The sequence below is a fragment of the Janthinobacterium sp. GW822-FHT07H10 genome (genome assembly GCF_058798675.1).
On record NZ_JBXAKS010000018.1, the window covers coordinates 17,515 to 39,106 of the forward strand.

The 21,592-nt window shown below is 62.7% G+C and carries 25 protein-coding genes, 4 tRNA genes and 1 riboswitch; of the genes, 15 read left to right on the forward strand and 14 right to left on the reverse strand.

The window, feature by feature from the left end:
- Positions 1 to 4 precede the first annotated feature (4 nt).
- From AC1RDJ_RS26065 to glyA, 5 genes are all read right to left on the reverse strand, one after another.
- On the reverse strand, positions 5 to 664 hold the full coding sequence (locus AC1RDJ_RS26065; RefSeq protein WP_493029171.1) for a pilus assembly PilX family protein: 660 nt from the start codon (positions 662 to 664) through the stop codon (positions 5 to 7).
- Positions 665 to 672: 8 nt separating this feature from the next.
- Positions 673 to 1,632 carry a PilW family protein gene (locus AC1RDJ_RS26070; RefSeq protein ID WP_493029172.1) on the reverse strand — a complete coding sequence of 320 codons (960 nt, stop codon included), beginning with the start codon at positions 1,630 to 1,632 and terminating at the stop codon, positions 673 to 675.
- Positions 1,629 to 2,222, reverse strand: coding sequence for a type IV pilus modification protein PilV (pilV, locus tag AC1RDJ_RS26075; protein WP_493029173.1), 594 nt, complete (start codon positions 2,220 to 2,222; stop codon positions 1,629 to 1,631). Before pilV ends, AC1RDJ_RS26070 begins: the two co-directional genes overlap by 4 nt.
- 389 nt (positions 2,223 to 2,611) lie before the next feature.
- The gene (gene nrdR / locus AC1RDJ_RS26080) at positions 2,612 to 3,073 is read right to left on the reverse strand and encodes a transcriptional regulator NrdR (protein WP_071324704.1); all 462 of its coding nucleotides are present in this window, start codon (positions 3,071 to 3,073) and stop codon (positions 2,612 to 2,614) included.
- A 145-nt stretch (positions 3,074 to 3,218) separates the two neighbouring features.
- Entirely contained in the window at positions 3,219 to 4,466 is a 1,248-nt protein-coding gene (gene glyA / locus AC1RDJ_RS26085) for a serine hydroxymethyltransferase (RefSeq protein WP_071324705.1), read from the reverse strand.
- A gap of 111 nt (positions 4,467 to 4,577) precedes the next feature.
- A riboswitch (ZMP/ZTP riboswitch) is annotated at positions 4,578 to 4,704 on the reverse strand.
- A gap of 314 nt (positions 4,705 to 5,018) precedes the next feature.
- Between glyA and ybgC the strand changes: the two genes are divergently transcribed.
- From ybgC to AC1RDJ_RS26130, 9 genes are all read left to right on the forward strand, one after another.
- Positions 5,019 to 5,420, forward strand: coding sequence for a tol-pal system-associated acyl-CoA thioesterase (gene ybgC / locus AC1RDJ_RS26090; protein WP_071326617.1), 402 nt, complete (start codon positions 5,019 to 5,021; stop codon positions 5,418 to 5,420).
- A gap of 46 nt (positions 5,421 to 5,466) precedes the next feature.
- Positions 5,467 to 6,156, forward strand: a complete 690-nt coding sequence (tolQ, locus tag AC1RDJ_RS26095; protein WP_071324706.1) for a protein TolQ — start codon at positions 5,467 to 5,469, stop codon at positions 6,154 to 6,156.
- Positions 6,157 to 6,171: 15 nt separating this feature from the next.
- Complete coding sequence (locus tag AC1RDJ_RS26100) at positions 6,172 to 6,612, forward strand: ExbD/TolR family protein (protein WP_083411949.1); 441 nt, start codon at positions 6,172 to 6,174, stop codon at positions 6,610 to 6,612.
- A gap of 48 nt (positions 6,613 to 6,660) precedes the next feature.
- Complete coding sequence (tolA, locus tag AC1RDJ_RS26105) at positions 6,661 to 7,677, forward strand: cell envelope integrity protein TolA (RefSeq protein WP_493029174.1); 1,017 nt, start codon at positions 6,661 to 6,663, stop codon at positions 7,675 to 7,677.
- Positions 7,674 to 8,951 carry a Tol-Pal system beta propeller repeat protein TolB gene (tolB, locus tag AC1RDJ_RS26110; RefSeq protein ID WP_083411951.1) on the forward strand — a complete coding sequence of 426 codons (1,278 nt, stop codon included), beginning with the start codon at positions 7,674 to 7,676 and terminating at the stop codon, positions 8,949 to 8,951. The genes tolA and tolB overlap by 4 nt, the downstream gene beginning before the upstream one ends.
- 40 nt (positions 8,952 to 8,991) lie before the next feature.
- Positions 8,992 to 9,513 (forward strand): peptidoglycan-associated lipoprotein Pal, encoded by a 522-nt coding sequence (gene pal / locus AC1RDJ_RS26115; protein ID WP_071324708.1) that lies wholly within the window; start codon positions 8,992 to 8,994, stop codon positions 9,511 to 9,513.
- 133 nt (positions 9,514 to 9,646) lie between these two features.
- Positions 9,647 to 10,405, forward strand: a complete 759-nt coding sequence (ybgF, locus tag AC1RDJ_RS26120; protein ID WP_071324709.1) for a tol-pal system protein YbgF — start codon at positions 9,647 to 9,649, stop codon at positions 10,403 to 10,405.
- A 67-nt stretch (positions 10,406 to 10,472) separates the two neighbouring features.
- A tRNA-Lys gene (locus AC1RDJ_RS26125) sits at positions 10,473 to 10,548 on the forward strand.
- Between the two features lie 88 nt (positions 10,549 to 10,636).
- Positions 10,637 to 10,712: transfer RNA gene (locus AC1RDJ_RS26130), tRNA-Lys, on the forward strand.
- Positions 10,713 to 10,824: 112 nt separating this feature from the next.
- Here AC1RDJ_RS26130 and AC1RDJ_RS26135 read toward each other — a convergent pair.
- Together AC1RDJ_RS26135 and AC1RDJ_RS26140 are read right to left on the reverse strand one after the other, a co-directional pair.
- Complete coding sequence (locus AC1RDJ_RS26135; RefSeq protein WP_493029175.1) at positions 10,825 to 11,946, reverse strand: acyltransferase family protein; 1,122 nt, start codon at positions 11,944 to 11,946, stop codon at positions 10,825 to 10,827.
- A gap of 142 nt (positions 11,947 to 12,088) precedes the next feature.
- Positions 12,089 to 12,424, reverse strand: coding sequence for an ArsR/SmtB family transcription factor (locus AC1RDJ_RS26140; RefSeq protein WP_493029176.1), 336 nt, complete (start codon positions 12,422 to 12,424; stop codon positions 12,089 to 12,091).
- 117 nt (positions 12,425 to 12,541) lie between these two features.
- Between AC1RDJ_RS26140 and AC1RDJ_RS26145 the strand changes: the two genes are divergently transcribed.
- The gene (locus AC1RDJ_RS26145) at positions 12,542 to 13,630 is read left to right on the forward strand and encodes an NADH:flavin oxidoreductase/NADH oxidase (protein WP_493029177.1); all 1,089 of its coding nucleotides are present in this window, start codon (positions 12,542 to 12,544) and stop codon (positions 13,628 to 13,630) included.
- Here AC1RDJ_RS26145 and AC1RDJ_RS26150 read toward each other — a convergent pair.
- Both AC1RDJ_RS26150 and AC1RDJ_RS26155 read right to left on the reverse strand, forming a co-directional pair.
- A complete protein-coding gene (locus tag AC1RDJ_RS26150; protein WP_493029178.1) occupies positions 13,624 to 15,111 on the reverse strand; it encodes an MDR family MFS transporter in 1,488 nt (495 codons plus the stop codon). The genes AC1RDJ_RS26145 and AC1RDJ_RS26150 overlap by 7 nt on opposite strands.
- A complete protein-coding gene (locus AC1RDJ_RS26155; protein WP_493029179.1) occupies positions 15,108 to 15,566 on the reverse strand; it encodes a MarR family winged helix-turn-helix transcriptional regulator in 459 nt (152 codons plus the stop codon). The genes AC1RDJ_RS26150 and AC1RDJ_RS26155 overlap by 4 nt, the downstream gene beginning before the upstream one ends.
- A 130-nt stretch (positions 15,567 to 15,696) precedes the next feature.
- Between AC1RDJ_RS26155 and AC1RDJ_RS26160 the strand changes: the two genes are divergently transcribed.
- Together AC1RDJ_RS26160 and AC1RDJ_RS26165 are read left to right on the forward strand one after the other, a co-directional pair.
- A tRNA-Lys gene (locus AC1RDJ_RS26160) sits at positions 15,697 to 15,772 on the forward strand.
- 78 nt (positions 15,773 to 15,850) lie between these two features.
- Positions 15,851 to 15,926: transfer RNA gene (locus AC1RDJ_RS26165), tRNA-Lys, on the forward strand.
- Between the two features lie 54 nt (positions 15,927 to 15,980).
- Here AC1RDJ_RS26165 and AC1RDJ_RS26170 read toward each other — a convergent pair.
- Positions 15,981 to 16,760, reverse strand: coding sequence for an AraC family transcriptional regulator (locus AC1RDJ_RS26170; RefSeq protein ID WP_493029180.1), 780 nt, complete (start codon positions 16,758 to 16,760; stop codon positions 15,981 to 15,983).
- Between the two features lie 66 nt (positions 16,761 to 16,826).
- Here AC1RDJ_RS26170 and AC1RDJ_RS26175 point away from each other — a divergent pair, with 66 nt between their 5' ends.
- Together AC1RDJ_RS26175 and AC1RDJ_RS26180 are read left to right on the forward strand one after the other, a co-directional pair.
- On the forward strand, positions 16,827 to 17,084 hold the full coding sequence (locus AC1RDJ_RS26175) for a hypothetical protein (RefSeq protein WP_493029181.1): 258 nt from the start codon (positions 16,827 to 16,829) through the stop codon (positions 17,082 to 17,084).
- A gap of 67 nt (positions 17,085 to 17,151) precedes the next feature.
- Complete coding sequence (locus AC1RDJ_RS26180; protein ID WP_071324715.1) at positions 17,152 to 17,760, forward strand: IMPACT family protein; 609 nt, start codon at positions 17,152 to 17,154, stop codon at positions 17,758 to 17,760.
- 68 nt (positions 17,761 to 17,828) lie between these two features.
- Here AC1RDJ_RS26180 and AC1RDJ_RS26185 read toward each other — a convergent pair whose 3' ends face one another.
- The 4 genes from AC1RDJ_RS26185 to AC1RDJ_RS26200 all read right to left on the reverse strand — a co-directional run bounded on the left by AC1RDJ_RS26185 (position 17,829) and on the right by AC1RDJ_RS26200 (position 19,863).
- A complete protein-coding gene (locus AC1RDJ_RS26185) occupies positions 17,829 to 18,476 on the reverse strand; it encodes a hypothetical protein (RefSeq protein WP_071324716.1) in 648 nt (215 codons plus the stop codon).
- Complete coding sequence (locus AC1RDJ_RS26190) at positions 18,448 to 18,990, reverse strand: hypothetical protein (RefSeq protein WP_493029182.1); 543 nt, start codon at positions 18,988 to 18,990, stop codon at positions 18,448 to 18,450. The genes AC1RDJ_RS26185 and AC1RDJ_RS26190 overlap by 29 nt, the downstream gene beginning before the upstream one ends.
- Before the next feature lie 96 nt (positions 18,991 to 19,086).
- On the reverse strand, positions 19,087 to 19,476 hold the full coding sequence (locus AC1RDJ_RS26195) for a hypothetical protein (protein ID WP_071324718.1): 390 nt from the start codon (positions 19,474 to 19,476) through the stop codon (positions 19,087 to 19,089).
- A 9-nt stretch (positions 19,477 to 19,485) separates the two neighbouring features.
- On the reverse strand, positions 19,486 to 19,863 hold the full coding sequence (locus tag AC1RDJ_RS26200) for a nuclear transport factor 2 family protein (RefSeq protein WP_493029183.1): 378 nt from the start codon (positions 19,861 to 19,863) through the stop codon (positions 19,486 to 19,488).
- A gap of 282 nt (positions 19,864 to 20,145) precedes the next feature.
- Here AC1RDJ_RS26200 and AC1RDJ_RS26205 point away from each other — a divergent pair, with 282 nt between their 5' ends.
- Positions 20,146 to 21,546, forward strand: a complete 1,401-nt coding sequence (locus tag AC1RDJ_RS26205; protein WP_289889305.1) for an L-cystine transporter — start codon at positions 20,146 to 20,148, stop codon at positions 21,544 to 21,546.
- Positions 21,547 to 21,592 lie beyond the last annotated feature (46 nt).

Below are 21,592 nucleotides of genomic sequence, written 5' to 3' on the forward strand. Positions count from 1 at the left end.
GCGATCATGGCCCCGCTCCGGCTACCTGCTTGCGGTAATAGCTTTGCAGCACCACCTGCGTGCTGTCCTGCGCGCCAAAACCGATGGCCGTCACGCGGTACAGATAATTGCCGGTGGCGAGGCTGCCGATCACGGCCCCCGCCTCTTCGCCGGGCAGGTGAAACGGCAGCAACTCGATGATGTAGCGGGGCCGGCGAAATGGCAAAAAGCCCTGTCCCGTCTGCATGGCCGCGCCCGTAAACCGGCCATAGGGTACGGCGCGGTTCCCGTCGCTCCCGCTGGCCGCCTCGGCACCGCCCAGCTCCATGCTCAGCCACAGCGCCGGCGCGCCCTTTTCCGCCGGCAGGCACAAGCCCAGCTCGCCACCATCGCCGCAGCCGACAGTGAATCCCGCCGCGCTGCCCGGCGCGAACAGGCTGCTGCGTCCTGGCGCGCCGGGCAAGCCTTCGATATCGTTCTGCGCATCCATCAATGCCTCCTCCGCGGCCTGGAACGCGATATGCCGGTCGCGCTCGCCGCGAGCCGCCTTTTCGCCCAGCAATGCCATCTGCGCCGCCGATATGCCCAGCAACAGGATCACGACCAGCAGGCACAGCACGTACACCAGGGTCGCGCCCCGCTGGAGGCAAACCGGTGAGCCGCAGCTGGCGCCAGCGCTGGCCATCGTGCCGCCTATGCCGGCCCGTTGCGCAGCAGGATGCTGGTCTGCAGCAAGTGCCGCAGCCGGCCCCGCAAGGCGGCAGGCAGGGCTGAACGTGCGATGCGCACGCCCGTGTCGCTGGCGCCATGCGCCTCCGCATACGCGGCACCAAACAGGTCGAACTGCGCTGGCCCGGTCTTTTCCGCTTCGCCCGCCTCGCCATGCAGCAGCAGCGCCACGCGCACGCTGGCCACGCGCTTCCAGTGCGTGCGGCGGGCAAAGTCGCGCTGGCGTTCGGCCGCGCTGGCGCCCACCAGCAGCAGCGCCGCATCGTAAGCGTCGAGCGCGCTGGCCTTGACGAACTGGTTCGCCACGCCATCGGGCGGCGTATCCGTATCGAGGCCATACAGGACCTGGAAGGTGTCGACGCCACGGATGATGGCGTCGGCGCCCCAGCCGTTCGCGCCACGGTACTTGCAGCGCAGCTCGCCCTCGCCGTCGGCGCCCTGCGCCACATAAAAAATGCTCCAGCCCCGCTGCGCCTCCGTCTGCGCGGCGCCGACGCCAAAGCCGGCGCAATTGAGGACGGAGCCATCGCCGTTCTCTCCCGTGCCGGCGCCGTAATAGCGCAAGGCCAGCACGTCGCTACCATGCACGGCGGCCGGCAGCGGCTGGCTGATGCCCTCGCTGTTCTTGTCCAGGCTGTGCGCGTCGAGTCCGGCGATATTGGCGCTGTCATACGCCGCGTGGGCGACCGGCGCGGCGCTGCTGTCCCAATTCACGTACGCCGTCTGGCGCACGGCCCTGGCGATGGCATCGAGCACATAGCGGCCGTTGTCATCCAGGCGCGCGCTGGCGGACTGGTCGAAGTAACTGCCGCTGGCCGCCAGCAGCACGGTGCTGGCGGCCAGCATCAGCAAGGCAGCCAGGGACAGGGCCACCAGCAATTCAACCAGGCTCATGCCGCCACGCCGGCGTCGTGCGGCATTCATGCGCCGCCTCCGCCCAGTTGCAATGCCAGCTTGGGCAGCGACTCGCCGGCCCCATTCACGGCAGGCTTGCCGTCGGGACGGCGGCCGCGCCAGCCCAGCTTGATGACGATGGGCGCACCCTTGCCGCCGCTGCAAGCCCAGTGCAAGCCTTGCGCGGCGCTGTCCCATGCCTGGGCGTCGCGGCAGATCAGCAGGCGCGCGCCGGGCAAGGCGGCATGCAGCTGCTGTTTCCACTCGGCGATGTCGAATTGCGCCAGCTGTGCCGCGCCGCAGGCGGCGGCGCCAAAGCAGTCGGGCGCGCCGCCAGGCGGTTCGGCACCATCCGGCGCCGCTTCGTAAGCCAGGTTCAAATAGGGATTGTTGGCGTCGGGACCATGCAGGAGGCCGCCATTGGCGCGCATGCGCTCGGCCATGCCAGAAGCCAGCTGGGCGCCGGCCGACAGCAGCGCCGACTCATGGCGCGCGCGCAGGGAAGTCAGCTGCAATATGCTGGCGCCGAGCAAGCCCAGCGCCAGTAGCAGCAGCGACACCAGCACCTCGACCAGGCTGCTGCCGTCCATCGTCGCCCTGCGGCGGCCTCCGTTGTCCATGAAGTGCTCCCTCGCGCAAAACGGACCGCAGGAACGGGCGGCCCAGCTACACGATAGGCGCGGTCAAAGACTCTGGTATGCGGCAGCGCAAACGATGTGGCAAAAAGGCGCGGCGCGAAGAAAAAACGCTGCTGGAATTGATCAGACCGCTTGCAAGAAACGCCAGGCAAGCAGCAGCCTCGCGCGCGGCATGGCCAGGTGGCGCCTACACGCGGCCGTGACGATGCGGCCATAGGGCGGCCAGCCCTGCAGGGTGCATCGAGTCTGGACGATGGACGAATGAGATGGTGCGACAGTGAGGCGACGAATCGCCGGGACGGCAAGGCGCCGAAACGTCCGCGGCATGCCAGCCGCCAGCGCGCCGCGATCAGACGCAAGTCAGGGGCAAATCAGGGCTTGCGCGCCTGTCCCACTTCGGCGATCGCATCCTGGAACTCGGCCAGGTCTTCGAAATTCTTGTAGACGGAAGCGAAGCGGATGTAGGCGATCTTGTCGAGACGCTTCAATTCCTGCATGACGAGTTCGCCGATATAGCCGGAATCGACTTCGCGCAAGCCGCTGGTCAGCAGTTTTTCCTGGATGGACGCGATGGCCGTGTCCACTGAGGCGGCCGCGACGGGGCGCTTGCGCAAGGCCAGCATCAAACTGCCGCGCAACTTATCCGCAGCGAACTCCGTCCGGCTGCCATTCTTTTTGACGACGGCCGGCATGATAAGTTCAATGCGCTCATAGGTGGTGAAGCGCTTGTCGCATTTGCTGCAGCGGCGCCGCCGCCGTATGGCATCCCCTTCCTCCGATACGCGCGTATCGAGAACCTGGGTGTCGCCGTGCTGGCAAAATGGACATTTCATGTGGCGGATACAACTTTATAGTAGTGAATGACGGAAAATCGCCGCTCTTAAATTAAAGGGCGCCCGAATCACTCCGGGCGCCCATGGGCACAACGGAATGTGTCAGACAGAATCTTACTCTGTATGACACATTCTGGACAAATAATTATGCGGCGTAGACCGGGTGCGCGTCGGCCAGCACTTTCACGGCCGCTTTCACGCGCTCGATGGTGGCGGCGTCATGCGGATTGTCCAGCACGTCGGCGATCAGGTTGCCCACTTCTTCCGCTTGCGCTTCCTTGAAGCCGCGCGTCGTCATCGCCGGGCTGCCCAGGCGGATGCCCGAGGTGACGAATGGCTTTTGCGGGTCGTTCGGGATGCCGTTCTTGTTGCAGGTGATGTGCGCGGAACCGAGGATGGCTTCGGCTTCCTTGCCCGTCAGGTTCTTGGCGCGCAGGTCGACCAGCATGACGTGCGATTCGGTGCCGCCGGAAACAATGCGCAGGCCGCGCTTGATCAGGGTTTTCGCCAGCACGTCGGCGTTCTTGATCACTTGCTTCTGGTAGTCGACGAATTCAGGGCTCAGCGCTTCCTTGAAGGCGACGGCCTTGCCGGCGATCACGTGCATCAGCGGGCCGCCCTGGATGCCGGGGAAGATGGCCGAGTTGATGGCTTTTTCGTGCTCGGCCTTCATCAGGATGATGCCGCCGCGCGGGCCGCGCAGCGATTTGTGCGTGGTCGAGGTGACGAAGTCGGCGAATGGCACCGGGTTCGGGTACAGGCCGGCGGCGATCAGGCCGGCGTAGTGGGCCATGTCGACCATGAAATAGGCGCCCACTTCCTTGGCGATCTTGCTGAAACGCTCGAAGTCGATCTTTTTCGAGAATGCCGAAGCGCCGGCGATGATCAGCTTGGGCTTGCGTTCGCGCGCCAGGCGCTCCATGGCCTCGTAGTCGATGTCTTCTTCCGCCGTCAAGCCATACGACACCACGTCGAACCATTTGCCGGACATGTTCAGCGGCATGCCGTGCGTCAGGTGGCCGCCTTCGGCCAGCGACATACCCATGATCAGGTCGCCTGGTTTCAGCATGGCGAAGAACACGCCCTGGTTCGCTTGCGAGCCCGAGTTCGGCTGCACGTTCGCGCATTCGGCGCCGAACAGCTGTTTCACGCGGTCGATCGCCAGTTGCTCGGCCACGTCGACGTATTCGCAGCCGCCGTAGTAGCGCTTGCCTGGATAGCCTTCGGCATACTTGTTCGTCAGTTGCGAACCTTGCGCTTCCATCACGGCTGGCGAGGTGTAGTTTTCCGACGCGATCAACTCGATGTGATCGTGCTGGCGCACGTTTTCTTTTTGAATGACGGCGAACAATTCAGGATCGACGTTGGCGAGGGTGTGATCTTTTGCAAACATGTAAAAACTCCAAGTATGAGGGTGCTTGTACTGGCAGGTTGGATCGAATGAGGGGCGCCGGCGTTAAGTGAATAACAACATTGGACAGGCAGCCTCTTCGTGCTTTTCCATAGTGGCTACCCAGGCGAACGGCTGATGAAAAATCTCACGTTTCCCGGTGGGTGTCCACCTTTCGCCGGTAAGCGGACCGCCACACTGTGGAGATCGCTTCGACTTTTCGCCAGTCACGTGAGACGTAATGGAAATCAAATTGTAAGTTAAGTGCTCAAATTGAGCAAGGAATGCAACGGTGCGGCTATAATCGCCGCGCGCCATGCAAGCCCGGGCACGCCGCAGCATCAACCGGGCCGCTACGCTAGTTCTTAAGCTGAACTTAAACCTGGCTGCGGCATGTAAGCGTATGTTACGAAGCTTGCCATTGGACACCCCAGACTTACAATGCTGCGGTGCAACTTGCATGCTGCTTTTGCATGGCATTCAGGCAAGCGCCTCAAGTCACAAGAAGAAAAATCGCGTAAAATGTTGCTCAATCTCACTACTGGCGCAATAAACATGCCTTCAGTCTTTACCTGGAACGTACGTGTCTACTATGAAGACACCGACGCCGGTGGCATCGTTTACTACGCAAACTACCTGAAGTTCTTTGAGCGCGCGCGCACAGAATGGCTGCGCGCCATCGAGGTAGGCCAGCAGGAATTGCTGCAACAGCACGACGCGATGTTCGTTGTCAAAAGCGTCAACGCCGACTATCATGCGCCGGCCAGACTCGATGACACGATAAGATTAACCTTAAGCATAGAGAAAATGGGGCGCGCCTCCATCGTTTTCCTGCAACAAGCCTGGTGCGGCGACAGCCTGCTCAATACGGCACGCGTCAAGATCGGCTGCGTCGACTCGGCACTGCGCCCGCGCGCCGTGCCTGATGCAGTGGCGGCCCGCATGCGCGCCGCCTGAGCCCTACCCGCCACCCCCGGATAATTCACCAACAGACTGCCAGCCAATGAACGTTACACAAGATCTTTCTTTCCTCGCGCTCATCTCCAATGCCCACCTGATCGTGCAATTGATCATGGCCCTGCTGTTGCTGATCTCCCTCACCAGCTGGACCTACATTTTCCGCAAGATGTTTGCGGTACGTCAGGCCCGCAAGCAAACCATCGAATTTGAACGCAGCTTCTGGGCCGGCGGCAACCTGCATGCGCTGCACCAGAGCGCCAACGGCAACCGCGACCAGAGCGGCGCGCTGGCCCGCATCTTCGATGCCGGCATGGGCGAATTCATCAAGGGCAAGGCCTCGTACGGTTCGCGCGAAGCGCTCGACGTCGGCGCCGTGCTCGACGGCGCCCGCCGCGCCATGCGCGCCGCCTTCCAGCGCGAAATGGACGTGCTCGAATCGCACCTGGCCTTCCTCGCGTCCGTCGGCTCCGTCTCGCCGTACATCGGCCTGCTCGGCACCGTGTGGGGCATCATGAACGCCTTCCGCGGCCTGGCCAACGTGCAGCAAGCCACGCTGGCCGCCGTCGCGCCCGGCATTGCCGAAGCGCTGATCGCCACCGCCATCGGCCTGTTCGCGGCCATTCCCGCCGTCGTGGCCTACAACCGTTTCTCGCATGATATCGACCGCCTGGCGATCCGCTTCGAAAGCTTCGTCGAGGAATTCTCCAACATCCTGCAGCGCCAGTCGCGCTAAGAGGGGGCAGCGTCCATGGGCTCTTCATTCAATAGCGGCGGCATGCGCGGCGGCCGAGGCCGCAAGTTCAAGTCGGAAATCAACGTCGTGCCATATATCGACGTGATGCTGGTACTGCTGATCATTTTCATGGTGATGCCGTCGTCGAACAATCCCAGCGTGGTGAACCTGCCCAACGCGGAAAAGACGGCGAAACCGCCCGATGACTATATCCAGATCGTGCTCAAGCCGAACGGCTCGCTGTCGATCGGCGTGATCGGCAAGGAACAGCTGGCGCCGGAAACGGAACCGAACCGCGACGCCCTGCTGCGCAAGCTGCGTGGCTTGCACGAGACCAATCCCGACTATCCCGTGCTGATCGCGGGCGACAAGGAAAGCAAGTACGACGATGTGATCCAGCTGATTTCGGAAGCGAAAAAGATGGGCATCACCCGGGTTGGCCTGGCCACCAAGTAAGCGCACTCTCACGTATCCAGACTTGACCGTTTTTAGATAGACTTGACTTTGCAGACCAAACAAATCGACCATGTACTCGGCAAGCCCTACAGCGTGCCGCGCGAACGCAGCCGCTGGCCCTCACTGGGCCTGGCGCTGGCGATGCATCTTGGCCTGCTGTTTTTCCTGTGGGTGGGCGTACACTGGCAAAATACGGAACCTGTGGCCGTGGAAGCGGAAGTGTGGGACCTGAAGGTGCAGACGGCCGCGCCGCCGCCCGAGGTGGCGACGGAACCGGAGCCGACACCTGCCCCGCCGCCGGAACCGGAAGCCGAACGGCCCGCCCCGCCGCCACCGCCGCCGGTGGCAGCGCCCGAGCCGAAGGTTGACCTGCGCGAGGCGGAAATCGCCCTCGAGCGCAAGAAGGCCAAGCTGAAGGAAGAAAAGGACAAAGCGGCCGCGGAAGAGCGCCGCAAACAGGAACAGAAGGAACGCGAGGAAGAAAAACGCGAGCTGGAAAAACAGAAGCAGAAGGAAAAAGACAAGGCTGAGAAGCTCGAGAAGGAAAAGGCCGACAAGCTGGAGAAGGCCAAGCTCGAGAAAGAGAAAGAGAAAGCCCAGGAAAAAGCCGAGAAGGAATTGGCGGACAAGAAGGCCGCGGCGGAAAAAGCCGCCAAGGCCAAGAAAGCGGCAGAAGAGAAAAAAGCCGCCGACAAGGCACGTGCCGCAGAAATGAGCCGCATCACGGGCGCGGCAGGTGCCGGCACGACGGGCACGGCCGAGAAATCGACCGCGCCACGCAAGGACAGCGGCTATGTCGCTGCCCTGACGAGCAAGATCAAGAGCAATATCGCGTACAGCGGTAGCACGGACGTGCCGGGCAACCCGCGCGCCGTGTTCAAGATCGAGCAACTGCCAACTGGGGAAATTATTTCGGTCCGGAAGATCAAAAGTAGCGGCCTGCCGGCGTATGACAGCTCGGTGGAAAACGCCATTAATAAATCGTCGCCACTGCCGAAGAAAAAAGACGGCACGGTGGAACGCGAGATTGAACTCATATTCGAGATGAAGGATTTGCCTAAATGATGATCATGAAAAAAATGAGCTATGTCGTGCTCTGCGCCAGCCTGGTGCTGGGCGCCACGGCTGCCCAGGCGCAACTGCGCGTGGAAATTACCGGGATCGGCAGCAACCAGATCCCCGTTACCATCGCCCCGTTCGTCAATGAAGCGGCGGCGCCGCAATCGCTGTCGGGCATCATCAAGGCCGACCTGGCGCGCAGCGGCGTGTTCAAGCTGATCGACACCGATGCGCCGATCGCCGAAACGGCCCCCGTCAGCTACGATCAGTGGAAGTCGCGCGGCGCCGATGCGCTGGCGGCCGGCAGCGTGCAAAGCATGGCCGATGGCCGCCTGGACGTGCGCTACAAGCTGTTCGACACCATCAAGGGCGCCCAGCTGTCGAGCATGAACAATGCGGCCGCACCGCAATTCAACCGCTTGCTGGCGCACAAGATCGCCGATGACATCTATGAAAAGCTGACGGGCACCAAGGGCGCGTTCGCCACGCGCATCGCCTATGTCACGCAGTCGGGCCGCGAATACCGCCTGGAAATCGCCGACGCCGACGGCGAAGGCATCCAGGTCGCCCTGCGCTCGCACGAGCCGATCATTTCGCCGGCCTGGTCGCCGGACGGCACCAAGGTGGCGTATGTCTCGTTTGAAAAACGCAAGCCCATCGTCTACGTGCAAAACCTGGTGACGCGCCAGCGCACCATCGTGTCGAACGAAAAAGGCAGCAATTCGGCGCCGAGCTGGAGCCCGGACGGCTCGCGCCTGGCCGTGGCCCTGTCGCGCGACGGACATACCCAGGTCTACATCATGAACGCCGATGGCGGTGGCTTGCGCCGCCTGACCACCAGCAGCGGCATCGATACGGAACCCCAATTCTCGGCCGATGGCCAAAGCATCTACTTCACCAGTGATCGCAGCGGCGGACCACAAATCTACCGCATGCCCGTCAGTGGCGGCGAAGCCAAGCGCGTGACGTTTGGCGGCTCCTACAACACCAGCCCGCGGATTTCGTCCGACGGGAAGACACTCGCTTATATTTCCCGTCGCGACGGCAATTTCCAGCTCTACGCGCTTGACCTGGCTAGTGGCCAGGACTTGCGCCTGTCGGACACCGCCAACGACGAATCACCGAGCTTTTCGCCCAACGGGAAATATATTATGTACGCGACCGAATCCGGGCGACGCAAGTCGCTGGCGGTAGTTTCGGTGGATGGCCGCGTCAAGCAGCGTCTGACCACGCAAGCTGGCAATATCAAGGAGCCCACCTGGGGTCCTTTCATGAAGTAATGCAGTACGTTTTACCTTAACCACGACCCGGAGAATAAAAATGAGTAACTTTAAAAGTTTAGCTTTCATCGCAGCTACTGCAGCCCTGTTGTCGGCTTGCAGCACCCCTGTCAAACTGGCAGAAACCCCAGTCGTCGAGCGCGCTCCTGAAAAAACCGCGCCACCAGCAGACGTACGCGAAGTCAACACCGTTGTTGCTGAAACCGTTGACCCGCTGAACGATCCAAAAGGCGTGCTGGCTAACCGCAGCGTGTACTTCGACTTCGACAAATACGTCGTGCGTGAATCGGAAACGCCAGTGGTGCAAAACCACGCGGCTTACCTGGTGAAGACCCCAGCACGCAAAGTCATCATCCAAGGCAACACCGATGATCGCGGCGGCGCCGAGTACAACCTGGCCCTGGGTCAGAAACGTGCTGAAGCAGTGCGCAAGTCGATGGCCGCCCTGGGCGTGTCCGACAGCCAGATGGAAGCAGTGTCCTTCGGCAAAGAAAAGCCTAAGGCTCAAGGTAACAACGAAGCAGCATGGGCAGAAAACCGCCGCGCTGACATCGCTTATTGATATCCCGGGTGAGCGCGGCAGGATTGGCGCTTACCTAACTGGCCAGTCATAGGCATAATAATGGGGCGCTGTGCGGATTTTCACCGCCCAGCGCCCCGTTTGCATGTTTGCGTAACTTTTGAAAGCCCGACTCATGATGACATTCTCGAAAGCCGGCGTCGCCGCCGCCCTGCTGGCCGCCTTTGCCGCCCTGCCCCTGCACGCCAACGCGGCCCTGTTCGACGACGACGAAGCACGCAAGGCCATCCTGGAGCTGCGCTCCAAGGTCGACGCGCTGGCGCGGGACATGAATAGCCGCATCGACACGAAAGCGGACAAGACCAGCACCTTGAGCCTGATCAACCAGCACGACCAGACCATGCAGGAGATCGCCCGCCTGCGCGGCCAGATCGAAGTGCTGGGCAATGACCTGGCCAACGCGCAAAAGCGCCAGAAGGATTTCTACACCGACCTCGACGCGCGCCTGCGCAAGCTCGAACCGCGCCAGGTCACCATCGACGGCCAGGAAGCGGCCGTGGGCGTCTCCGAGCAAGGCGCGTATGACGCCGCCCTGGGCCTGTTCAAGTCGGGCGACTACAAGGCGGCGGCCACTTCGCTGGACGCCTTCGTCAAGCGCTACCCGGAGTCCGCCTACGCGGCCAACGCGCAATACTGGCTGGGCAACGCCCACTACGCCCAGCGCGACTGCAAGAGCGCCATCAGCGCCCAGCAAGTGGTCGTGAAGAACTACCCGGACAGCCCGAAGGCAGCCGACGCCATGCTCAACATCGCCAGCTGCTACACGGAACTGAAAGACAAGGCCAACGCCACCAAGACTTACAACGCGCTGATCTCGCGCTATCCGGACTCCAGCGCCGCCCAGACGGCCAAGGAACGCGCAGGTAAAAAGTAAAACCGGGGAAAAAGTTGCCCGTTAGGTTTGACAGAATCCCGGGCACCCCCTATAATCTTCCTTCTTCGGGTCGTTAGCTCAGCTGGTAGAGCAGCGGACTTTTAATCCGTTGGTCGCAGGTTCGAATCCCGCACGGCCTACCACGAATACGCAGTACTGATCTGCTTGCGAGTTGTTATAGCAAGCATTTTTTTACCGCACAGTGTTACCGAAGTTGTTGTAAAAGTTTTTGGGTCGTTAGCTCAGCTGGTAGAGCAGCGGACTTTTAATCCGTTGGTCGCAGGTTCGAATCCCGCACGGCCTACCAAATACTATGAAGAAGCCAACCGTTCGCGGTTGGCTTTTTTGTTTTGCGCGCGCACTTCCCGGCAATGCAAAAAAACTCTGGCGCCCACATCCCTGCAGGCGCATGCCACCCCTCAGGCCGACACCGTCCGCACGCCAGCCTTCGCCACCCAGGCCTGCACCACGCGTCCCAGCGGCACCTCCACCCAACGATAGAACGCGGCACCGGCCGCCAGGCTGGCGCTCCAGGCCGTCAGCATGCCCAGCGCCTGCCATTCCGGCTCGAGCGGGACGTAGCTGGTGAATAATGCATTGACGAGCAGGCTGACGGGAAAGTGCACGAGGAAGACGGCGTACGAGATGCGGCCCAGGGCGTTGATGACGTTCCAGGCGCGTCCACGGGAAGGCGTGCGGGCGCGGCCGAACAGGAACAGCGCGCAGGCGACGATCAGGGCCAGCGCGATGCGGCTGCGATAGTCGATGGCCAGGGCCAGCAGGACGGGCACGGCGGCCAGGGCCATGAGCACGGTCATGGCGCCAGGCTGGCGTTTGGGGTCGCTGGCCCACCAGGCCAGCATGCCCAGGCCATAGCTGCCGAAGAAGTACGGCGCCCAGTTATCCCAGCCGGCATCGATATTGAAGTACAGCAGGGAAAGAATGATGCCCACGGTGACGGCCAGCGGCATCAGCCAGCCCGGCCGCCGCTGACCCGCCAGGCGGCCGCCCAGCCACAGCAGCAACACCGTCAGCAGGTATAGCTGGAAATCGATGGCCACATACCAGGCGCCAGCCGACAGCGATTCATAGCCGAGCACGCCATGCAGCAGCAAGGCATGGGCACTGAGCTGGCCCAGGGTGACGGCGGCCGACATGGAATCGTGCATCATCCAGATGCCGGCCACGGGGGTCGCGACGGCGGCAAGCAGGGTGGCGGCCAGGAATGGCGGCGCCAGCTTGGCATAGCGGCGCCAGATGGCTTGCAAGGGGGAATCGATACCAGGAAGAGCCGCAGGAGCAAGGGACTTGGCGACGAGAAAGCCACCGATGACGAGGAACACTTGCACGGCGATGCGCGCGCTGCCGCCCAGCCAGTCCAGCAAGTCGGGCCACAGCGGTTGCACGTAATCGGACATGGGGCCGTAAAACGCCAGATGGTGCAGCACGATCAATTGCGCCGCGCCCGCCTTCAACAGATTAATCCAGCCAAACTGCGCGCGCAGCACCTTGTCCGCGTCGATTCCTGCCACTGCCTTCATCCACAACCCTTGCCATACAGCCACTTTTCAACAACACAATCCCAGACAAGCGCGTTGCCGATGATTTTGCCGACCGGCCGACATCATAGCCGAGGTTGACAGGTTGCGTCGCCGCGCATCGCCGCACGGCAAGCTGCAGGTGCTACGCGCCGCCCTGCCCGCCAAACTCCTGCAGCAGCGGCTGCTGCGCGAGGATGGCATCGAGCAAGCCGGGAAAGCGGCTCTCGATATCGGCGCGGCGCAGGGTATTCATATGCGTGGTGCCCGCGTTTTCCGTGTAGACGAGGCCCGCTTCGCGCAAGACCTTGAAGTGGTGCGAGACGGTCGATTTCGGCCGTCCGCCGTCCAGGTCGCCACACGCGGCCGCCTCGACGCGGGCCAGGTGGCGCACGATGTCGAGGCGGATGGAATCGCTCAAGGCGTAGAGCACGCGTTCGAGGACGAATTCGCTGGCGGGAGGATGTTTGTGTGGGCGCATGAGCAGAATCATACAGCATCGGCTATACTAATTCCATTATTCGAATATTTACGAACTACCGAATCAACATACGCACGCTACCCGCACCTTACTCATCAACAAACCATAAAGGCCACCATGTCCGCCCTCTTCCAGCCCTACACCCTCAAAGACATCACCGTGCGCAACCGCATCGCCGTGCCGCCCATGTGCCAGTACATGGCCGTCGATGGCCAGGCCAACGACTGGCACCTGTCGCATTACGCCGGCATGGCGCGCGGCGGCGCCGGCCTGGTGATCGTCGAAGCAACCGCCGTGGCGCCGGAAGGCCGCATCACGCCCGCCTGCACCGGCATCTGGAACGATGATCTGGCGCAAGCCTTTGTCCCCGTCGTGAAAGCCATCAAGGCGGCCGGCGCCGTGCCCGGCATCCAGATCGCCCACGCGGGCCGCAAGGCCAGCGCCAACCGCCCATGGGAAGGCGACGACCATATTGTTGACGGCGACGCGCGCGGCTGGCAAACCATCGCCCCTTCCGCCATCGCCTTTGGCGGCGGCTTGCCGAAGGTGCCGCGCGCCATGGATCTCGACGATATCGCCCGCGTGCGCCAGAATTTCGTCGACGCCGCCGTGCGGGCCCGTGAAGTGGGCTTCGAATGGCTGGAACTGCACTTCGCCCACGGTTACCTGGCGCAAAGCTTCTTTTCCGCCCACTCGAACCGGCGCGACGATATCTATGGCGGCAGCCTGGAAAACCGCAGCCGCTTCTTGCTGGAAACATTGAAAGCCGTGCGTGAAGTGTGGCCTGAGCACCTGCCGCTGACGATCCGCTTCGGCGTGCTGGAATTCGACGGCCGCGACGAGCAAACCCTGCTCGAATCGATCGGCCTGGTACGCCAGTTCAAGGATGCCGGCATGGACATGATCAGCGTCAGCATGGGCTTTACCATTCCCGACGTGACCATCCCGTGGGGCCCGGCCTTCATGGGCCCGATCGCCGAGCGCGTGCGCCGCGAAGCGGGCGTGCCCGTCTCGTCGGCCTGGGGCTTCGGCACGCCGGCCATTGCCGAACGCGTCGTCAAGGAAGAGCAGCTGGACCTGGTGATGGTCGGCAAGGCACACCTGGCCAATCCGCACTGGGCCTACTTTGCCGCCAAGGAATTGAAAGTCGAGCGCGCCTCGTGGACCCTGCCGGCGCCCTACGCGCACTGGCTGGAACGCTACTGATCGTCCTTCACCGTTGCCGGATGCCCTTCCAGGGGCAGTTCCGGCAAGAACAGCAGGAAGACCAGCCCCACCAGCAGCAGCACGGCGCCGGCGCCAAACACGCTGGCGATCGCATGGCGGTAGACTTCCACCGTCTGTGCCGCCGCGTGCGCGCCCAGCGCCGAGACGGCTTCCACGCCGTGCCGGTGCAGCTGGTGCGCAAGGATGGCGCCCGACGCCGTCACGCCCAGCAAGCCGCCCAGCGAGCGGAAGAAGGCCAGCATGGCCGTGCCCACGCCGCGCCGCGCCAATGGCAGGGCATTCTGCACGGCGATCGTCATGTTCGGCATCACCAGGCCCAGGCCCGTGCCGAGGAAGAAGATGGCCGGCTCGATGATCGAGTAGCCCTGCGACGTTTCCATGGCCCAGGCCAGCACGGCAAACGCCACGACCGCCACGGCCAGCCCCATCACCTGCACCATCTTGTACTTGCCCGAGCGCGACAGCACCCTGCCGTTGAACATCGACGAGGCCACCAGCCCCACCATCATGGCCACCGTCATCACGCCCGATTCCGCGGGCGTCGTGCCCATCACCAGCTGGAAGAACAGCGGGAAGAAGACGCTGGCGCCCATCAGGCCCATGAACGTCACGGCCATCACCAGGCTGGCGATATTGAAGGTGCGGTTCTCGAACAGGTCGGGCGGCAGCACGGGTTCATCCACCCTGCCCACGTGGAACGCCAGCCAGACCCCCAGCAGCACGGCGACGCCGCCGCACACCTTGATGGCCAGCGCATCCCACGGCCACTCGGTGCCGCCCAGCGCCAGCACCAGCAGCGCCGCCGTGACGGCCCCCGTCAGCAAGGCAGAACCCAGGTAGTCGATCCGGTGCGCATGCGTGCGCACCGGCTTGCGCATGGCGCGCGCGATGATGACAAAGGCGACCGCGCCCACGGGCAGGTTCACGAAGAAAATCCAGTGCCACGACAGCGCGTCCGTGATGACGCCGCCCAGCACGGGGCCCAGCACGCTGGTGACGGCAAACACGATGGGCACCATGCCCTGCCGCTTGCCCCGCTCGGCCGGCGGCACGATATCGCCGATGATGATTTGCGCCAGCGGCATGAAGCCGCCCGCGCCGAGGCCCTGGATGGCGCGGAAGACGATCAGTTCCGTCATGTTCTGCGCCAGCCCGCACAGCACGGAACCGAGCAGGAAGGTTAGCAAGGCCGTGAAGATCATGGGACGGCGGCCATACTGGTCGGCCAGCTTGCCGTACAGCGGCATGGTGGCCGTCGAGGCCAGCACATACGCCGTCACCACCCACGACAGGTGCGCCATGCCGCCCAGGTCGTCGACGATGCGCGGCAGGGCCGTGGCGACGATGCTCTGGTCCAGCGCGCCCAGGCCCAGCACGGCCATCAGGCCCAGGTAGGTGGCGCGCACTTCACGCTCCGTCAGCGGCGCCTCTGCGCCTGCGGGTTTGGCGGGGCTGCTCATGCCTGGCCAATCTCGAGCAGCGGCTGCATGGCGGCGGCCAGCGCCTCCATCTGCTGCGGCGTCAGGCGGGCGATGCGCCGCGCCAGCGCATCGCGGCGGCGCGCGCGCAGGGTCTCGAGGATGGTCTCGCCTTGCGCCGACACATGCAGGCCGGAACGGCGCCGGTCCTGCGGATCGGGTGCGCTGCGCTCGACCAGTCCCGCCTCGGCCAAAGACTTGATCTGCGCGCTGACGGTGGGCCCGCGCACATTCTGCAGGCGCGCCAGCGCGGCCACGCCAATACCGGGCTGCTCGTGGATCAGCGCCAGCAGCATGTATTGCATCATCGACACGCCGCTCTCCAGCTCGCCCCCTTCGCGCTGCATCGAGCGCAGCAGGCGCTTGAACGCCGTGCGCAATTCATCGGACAGCGCCAGCGCGCGTTCGGGGATGGGAAGATCTTCAGTATCAGGCATGGGATGATATAAATAGGTAGGCTATCTATCCATATTAGGCCGCATGTGAACGCCACGCAAGGCTTTTTTGCGCCCATGTCCCGCCTGGCCCTTCCCAAAACCACCTTTGGCCGTCATAATAGCCGCCCTTGGGTCGTTAGCTCAGCTGGTAGAGCAGCGGACTTTTAATCCGTTGGTCGCAGGTTCGAATCCCGCACGGCCTACCAAGAATTTGCAGTCCGTTTGCATGCCGCCATGGCAAGCACGCACCGCACAGCGTTACCGCAGCAAGCAGTCAAAGTTTTGGGTCGTTAGCTCAGCTGGTAGAGCAGCGGACTTTTAATCCGTTGGTCGCAGGTTCGAATCCCGCACGGCCTACCAAATACTTCAGAGAAGCCAACCGTTCGCGGTTGGCTTTTTTGTTTTGCGCGCCAGCTACTCCACCCCTTCCCCATACCTGCCCGGCGTCACGCCCATCACGCGCTTGAACATGGCGATGAAGGCGCTGACGTTGTCGTAGCCCAGGTCCAGCGCAATCGTCGTGACGGGCTGGCCGGCGGCCAATAATTCCAGGGCGCGCAGGATGCGGGCGCGCTGGCGCCACGCGGCCGGCGCAAAGCCGGTCTCGGCCTGGAAGCGGCGCGCCAGGGTGCGCGGCGAGACGCCGACCCAGGCGGCCAATGCCGCCACGCCCCGCTCGTCGGCCAGGTCATCGAGCACGGCACGCGCCACGCGCAACAGGCGCGGGTCCGTGGGCAGGGGCAAGCCGAAGGGCTCATGCGGCGAGGCGGCGATCTCGTCGAGTATCACGCCCGCCACGCGGGCTTGCCGCGCATCGAGCGCGCCACCTTCCCAGCTGCTGGCGCGGCCCACCGCCTCGCGCAGCAAGCCCGAGACGCGCATCACGCAAGGCGCGGCAGGCAAGCTGGCGCAACTGGCCTCGTCCACATACACGCTCCAGCCCGCAAACGGACCATGCGAACGCAGCGCATGGGCGTGATGGGGCGGCATCCACACGCAGTGGCTGGCGGGCACCACCCACTGCCCGCTGTCGGCGCCGATGGACAGCAAGCCGCGCTCGGCGCCGAACAACTGGCCGCTGGCATGGCGGTGCGGCGGCGTCACCCGCTCCTGTGGCTGAGACATGCGCAGGGCGCGCAGCGGCGCCAGCAGCATCGGCGGCAAGATTGGCGGATTTGACGTATCGATAGTCATAAACAAGGCAGGCAAGACAATCCCGCCATCATACAGTGGAGTCTTTCCATTATTCAGGAGTACATCATGCGTGCCGAAGACGTGTTACCGGATCAACAAAACCAAGGCCAGTTCAACGGCGTCACCGTGCGCAAGGGCACGGTAGGCGCTTTTCTCGCCAATGCCCGCCTGTGGCTGGACGAGGCCAGCGGCGATGCGGAACGGGCCGTCGCCGAGCGCGACATGCTCGACGCCTTGCCCGCCCTGCACGCGCTGGGACTGTTCGACATCGTGCAAGTGCGCGATGCTGCGCTGCGCGAGCTGGTATTGCCATCGGCCAGGTAGGCGGCATTGGCTCGTCGCGGGCGCGCATTTCCTCTATCATGCTGCTTTGCCCGCCCTTGCTCCCGCCATGCCCTTCACCATCGCCGCCCCCGTCCACAGCGAACTGATCATCAAGAAAAGCCGCTTCATCGGCTGCGTGCAGCCGATGACGGACCGCGCCAGCGCGCAGCAGGTGGTCAACGATTTGAAGGCGCAGCATCCGGGCGCCTGCCATGTGTGCTGGGCGCTGCTGGCGGGCGGACAGTCGGCGGCCGTCGACGATGGCGAACCGAGCGGCACGGCCGGGCGGCCCATGCTCGACGTGCTGCGCCACCAGGACCTCGAAGGCGTGCTGGCCACCGTCGTGCGCTACTTTGGCGGCGTGAAGCTGGGCGCGGGCGGCCTCGTGCGCGCCTACACGGATAGCGTGGCGCAAGCGCTCTTGCTGGCGGAAAAGACGGCCATCGTGCGCCAGAGAAACCTGCGCTGCACGCTGCCGTATGCGATGGAAGGCATGCTGCGCCGCGAACTCGATGCCGCCGGCGCCACCCTGCTCAAGGTGGAGCATGGCGAAGACGTGCTGTTCGACTTCAGCCTGGCGGAAGCGGCCGCCACTGCCCTGCTCGCCCACCTGGAGGAAGCGGGCAATGGACGGATCAACTGGCTGGACGCGCAGGATAGCGACGGCCAGTCATAGTCGGCAAGTGCGCTGCCGCTGGCAGTCACCAGTCACAAACCGGGTCTTTATCCACGCCCGAGGCGCGCCTAACGGATTTCTATCTTTTCAACTCTGACATTTTTCAATTGAATGCCGCGCAAGGGCTGCATTATGTCGTCAGAAATTAACATTCCGCCAAACTCCGTCCAGGAAATTTCATGGATCACGTTGACGCTGGTGTCGGCATGCCTGTTCCCTCGCCCAAAGCCGAATTTCACGCCGCAGGCAGGGCAAGCCGCAATTTTTGCATCCGCGACTACTGCACCATCCATCATTGCGGGCTGATCGCCAAAGAGCAGGACCCACGGCGCTCCGCCAACAAATGCGCAGTGGCTCTCCATCTTCCTCGAAGAGTCACCGAGATAGACATCGCCGAACCTGAAAAATTCGTTTATGCGCTCCGGCAGCAATTTCCGCAGCCTGGCGGACATGATGGAAGGCGATAGCCGTCCCATTGAAAACATATCTGCTTTTGCAGGAATACGCTGCTCCACGACCACGGCAAAGTCGCCTTCATTCCCGGGCATATAATTTCCGCAGTCTTGACAGATACCCGCACCGACATGCCCGCTCGTCCACGCTTCACTGGCGTCCACCACATCCGTTCCAGAATAATACAGATGCCACATGTATTTTTTCACGGCCTTGCCCTCAAAACCACCAACGTCATGGATAGCGCTGCTCCTGATATCCATTCGTAAACATGTGGAAAATATTGTCCATCTTTCCATCCACATAGCCGAACAGAATCTGGTATCCGCTAGGGCTTTCCTGACCATGCTCTCGCTGCCGGACCATGATGGACTGGAGGCGATCCCCTTCATACAGGTAATCGTAACGACCTACGCCAAATTTTCCGAAATTAATGTCCTGCGTGATGCGTGCCCCATCGAGAAAACTGAGCATGACATTCCTCAAGCTCCCTCCTGCATTGAAGTGCACGCTTTTCAGCCTGTCCGGTTCATGAAAATAGAAGTTCCTGTTGATGACAGTAGCAGAGCCGCCATGGCTTTCCACCAGGAGTATCCTGTCCTCCCCGTCGAAATAGTACACATAAGTATCTTTTAACTTCGCGGGCAGCGTCTTTAGCTCTTTTCCCGGCGTGAAGCCGGCCCGTTGGGCGTCGAATAGCCTGACATTAAACAGCGGTCCTTTGCTGATCTGCGTTCGTGCCACGCGCAGCTTGACGGCCTCTAAATAGGTCGCCATGAAAAAGTCGGATTGCGACGCTATCGCGTGGAATTGCTCGCCCAGTTTTTTGATTTCAGTAATAATATATCGCTCCCGCTACGGCACTTCCAGCAATCAAGCCTGGCGCGGGCGCTTGATCTGCAACAAGATGAAATGGATCCACGCCAGCGCCGGCAGCACCAGCAAGACCAGCATCAGTCCGGCAGCCATGTCCGGCACGAAACGCACGAAGCAGGCGAGGAAGCCGGCGATGGCCAGCCAGAAGCGCCAGTTGAACGCATAGGCCTTGCGCGCCACGGTTGCCAGCGCGATGCGCCAGAATTCCAGCAAGGCCCACAGGCCGCCCGTCAGCAGCAGCGCCGCCAGCGCATTGGCGCCGGGCGCGTCCGCATACGTGCGCACCAGGTTGTACAGCAGCACGGGATAGCCGGCCGTGATGGCCAGGGTGGCGGGGCCGGCGGCGATGACAGCTTCGACCAGCTGCCCTTTGGAACGATGATCCACTGCGACTCCTTAAGCGATCACGCCGGAATGGGCGGCGATCACTTGCAACGCGCCGGCGGCATTGCGCGCCCACACGCGCGTAAAGCGGAAGTCGCCATGCGTCTCCACATCGTGATAGCTGCCCGTCAACTGCATGCGCACGGATACCACGGCCACGTCGCCGCTCAGGCGCACATGGCGCTCGGACGCGCGCAATTCCGTGATGGTCAGCAGGCGCTGCTCGTGCGCGGCCAGGTCGGCATGCTTGCTCAGCAAGTGCCCCAGGTGATTCGTAAACAGCAAGTCGTCGCCCAGCAAGTCGTTCAGCACGGCCACATCGGAGGCCATCATGGCCTGGCGCAAGCACTCTTCCACATCCAGCACCTGTACTTCCGTCAAAGCATTCATTGTTTTCCTTATCAAGATAACGCGCGCCATAGTAGCAAACGGGGAAAGCATGCTGGCACGAAATAGCCAATTACACAATCATCCGGACGACTTATGCCTGTGGAGCATATTTATATAGCGTAATATTCGCAGCGGTATGGCGCAAAACGTCCCCATAGTACTGTACAGTGCCTGCCCTTCCGCCCTGGACCGGGCCAGGACCGGCGCGGATGTTACTTGCAGCAAAGTTCTATAAAATGCCCTCTGCAGCATAAAACCAAGAAAACCAAGATAAGGCCCACTATGGCAATCAACATCATTCTGAACCTGCTCGTTGCACTGATCGTCTTCGCTTTCATGTTCCGCCAGCAAAGCCGCCACGCGACCTTTACCGTGCGCGTCTTCACGGGCCTGGGCCTGGGCGTGCTGCTGGGCGCGGCCGCGCAAGCCATCTATGGCGCCGGCTCGCCCATCATCGCCGGCACCAATGAATACATCGATATCGTCGGCAGCGGCTATGTGAAACTGCTGCAGATGATCATCATGCCGCTGATCATGGTCTCCATCATTTCCGCCATCCTGAAACTCAAGGATGCGAGTTCGCTGGGCAAGATCAGCGCGCTGACCATCGGCACCCTGCTCATCACCACCACCATCGCCGCCGCGCTGGGCATTCTGATGGCCAAGCTGTTCGGCCTGACTGCCGTCGGCCTGACGTCGAGCGCCGCCGAAGTGGCGCGCGGCGTACAGCTGCAAGGTTCGCTGGAAACGGCGAAGGCGCTGTCGTTGCCGAAACTGCTGGTCAGCTTCGTGCCGACCAACCCCTTCCTCGACATGACGGGCGCGCGCAAGACCTCCACCATTGCCGTGGTCGTGTTTTCCATCTTCATCGGCATCTCGGCCACCGGCATCGCCGCGAAGAAGCCGGAAATCTTCGCCTCGTTCGAAAGCTTCATGAAAGTGGCGCACGCCATCGTCATGCGCATGGTCACCCTGGTGCTGCGCCTGACGCCATACGGCGTATTCGCGCTGATGTTCGAAGTGGTAGCCTCGTCGAGCTACACGGACATCCTGAAACTGATCAACTTCGTCGTCGCCTCGTACAGCGCGCTGATCTTGATGTTCCTCGTGCACCTGGCCATCATCGCCGGCACGGGCCTGAACCCGCTGCGCTTCCTGAAGAAAGTCTTCCCCGTGCTGGCCTTCGCCTTCACCTCGCGCACCAGCGCCGGCTCGATCCCGATGAGCGTGCAGACGCAGACCCAGCGCCTGGGCACGCCGGAAGGCATCGCCAACTTCGCCGCCTCGTTCGGCTCGACCATCGGCCAGAACGGCTGCGCCGGCATCTATCCTGCCATGCTGGCCGTCATGATCGCGCCCACCGTCGGCGTCGACCCGTTTACGATCAGCTTCCTGCTGCCATTGCTGGCCATCATCACCATCGGTTCCGTCGGCGTGGCCGGCGTGGGCGGCGGCGCCACGTTTGCCGCCCTGATCGTGCTGTCGGCGATGGACTTGCCCGTCGCCCTGGCCGGCTTGCTGATCTCCGTCGAACCGCTGATCGACATGGGCCGCACGGCCCTGAACGTGAGCGGCTCCATCACGGCCGGCACCGTCACCAGCCGCGTCATGGGCCAGACCGACCTGGCCGTCTACAACAGCGACGACGCGCCCGACCTGGACGAAGCGGAACACGCCGCCTAAGCACCACTCCAGCGGCGCGCCGCGCCTTGCCGCTTTCCTCTATATT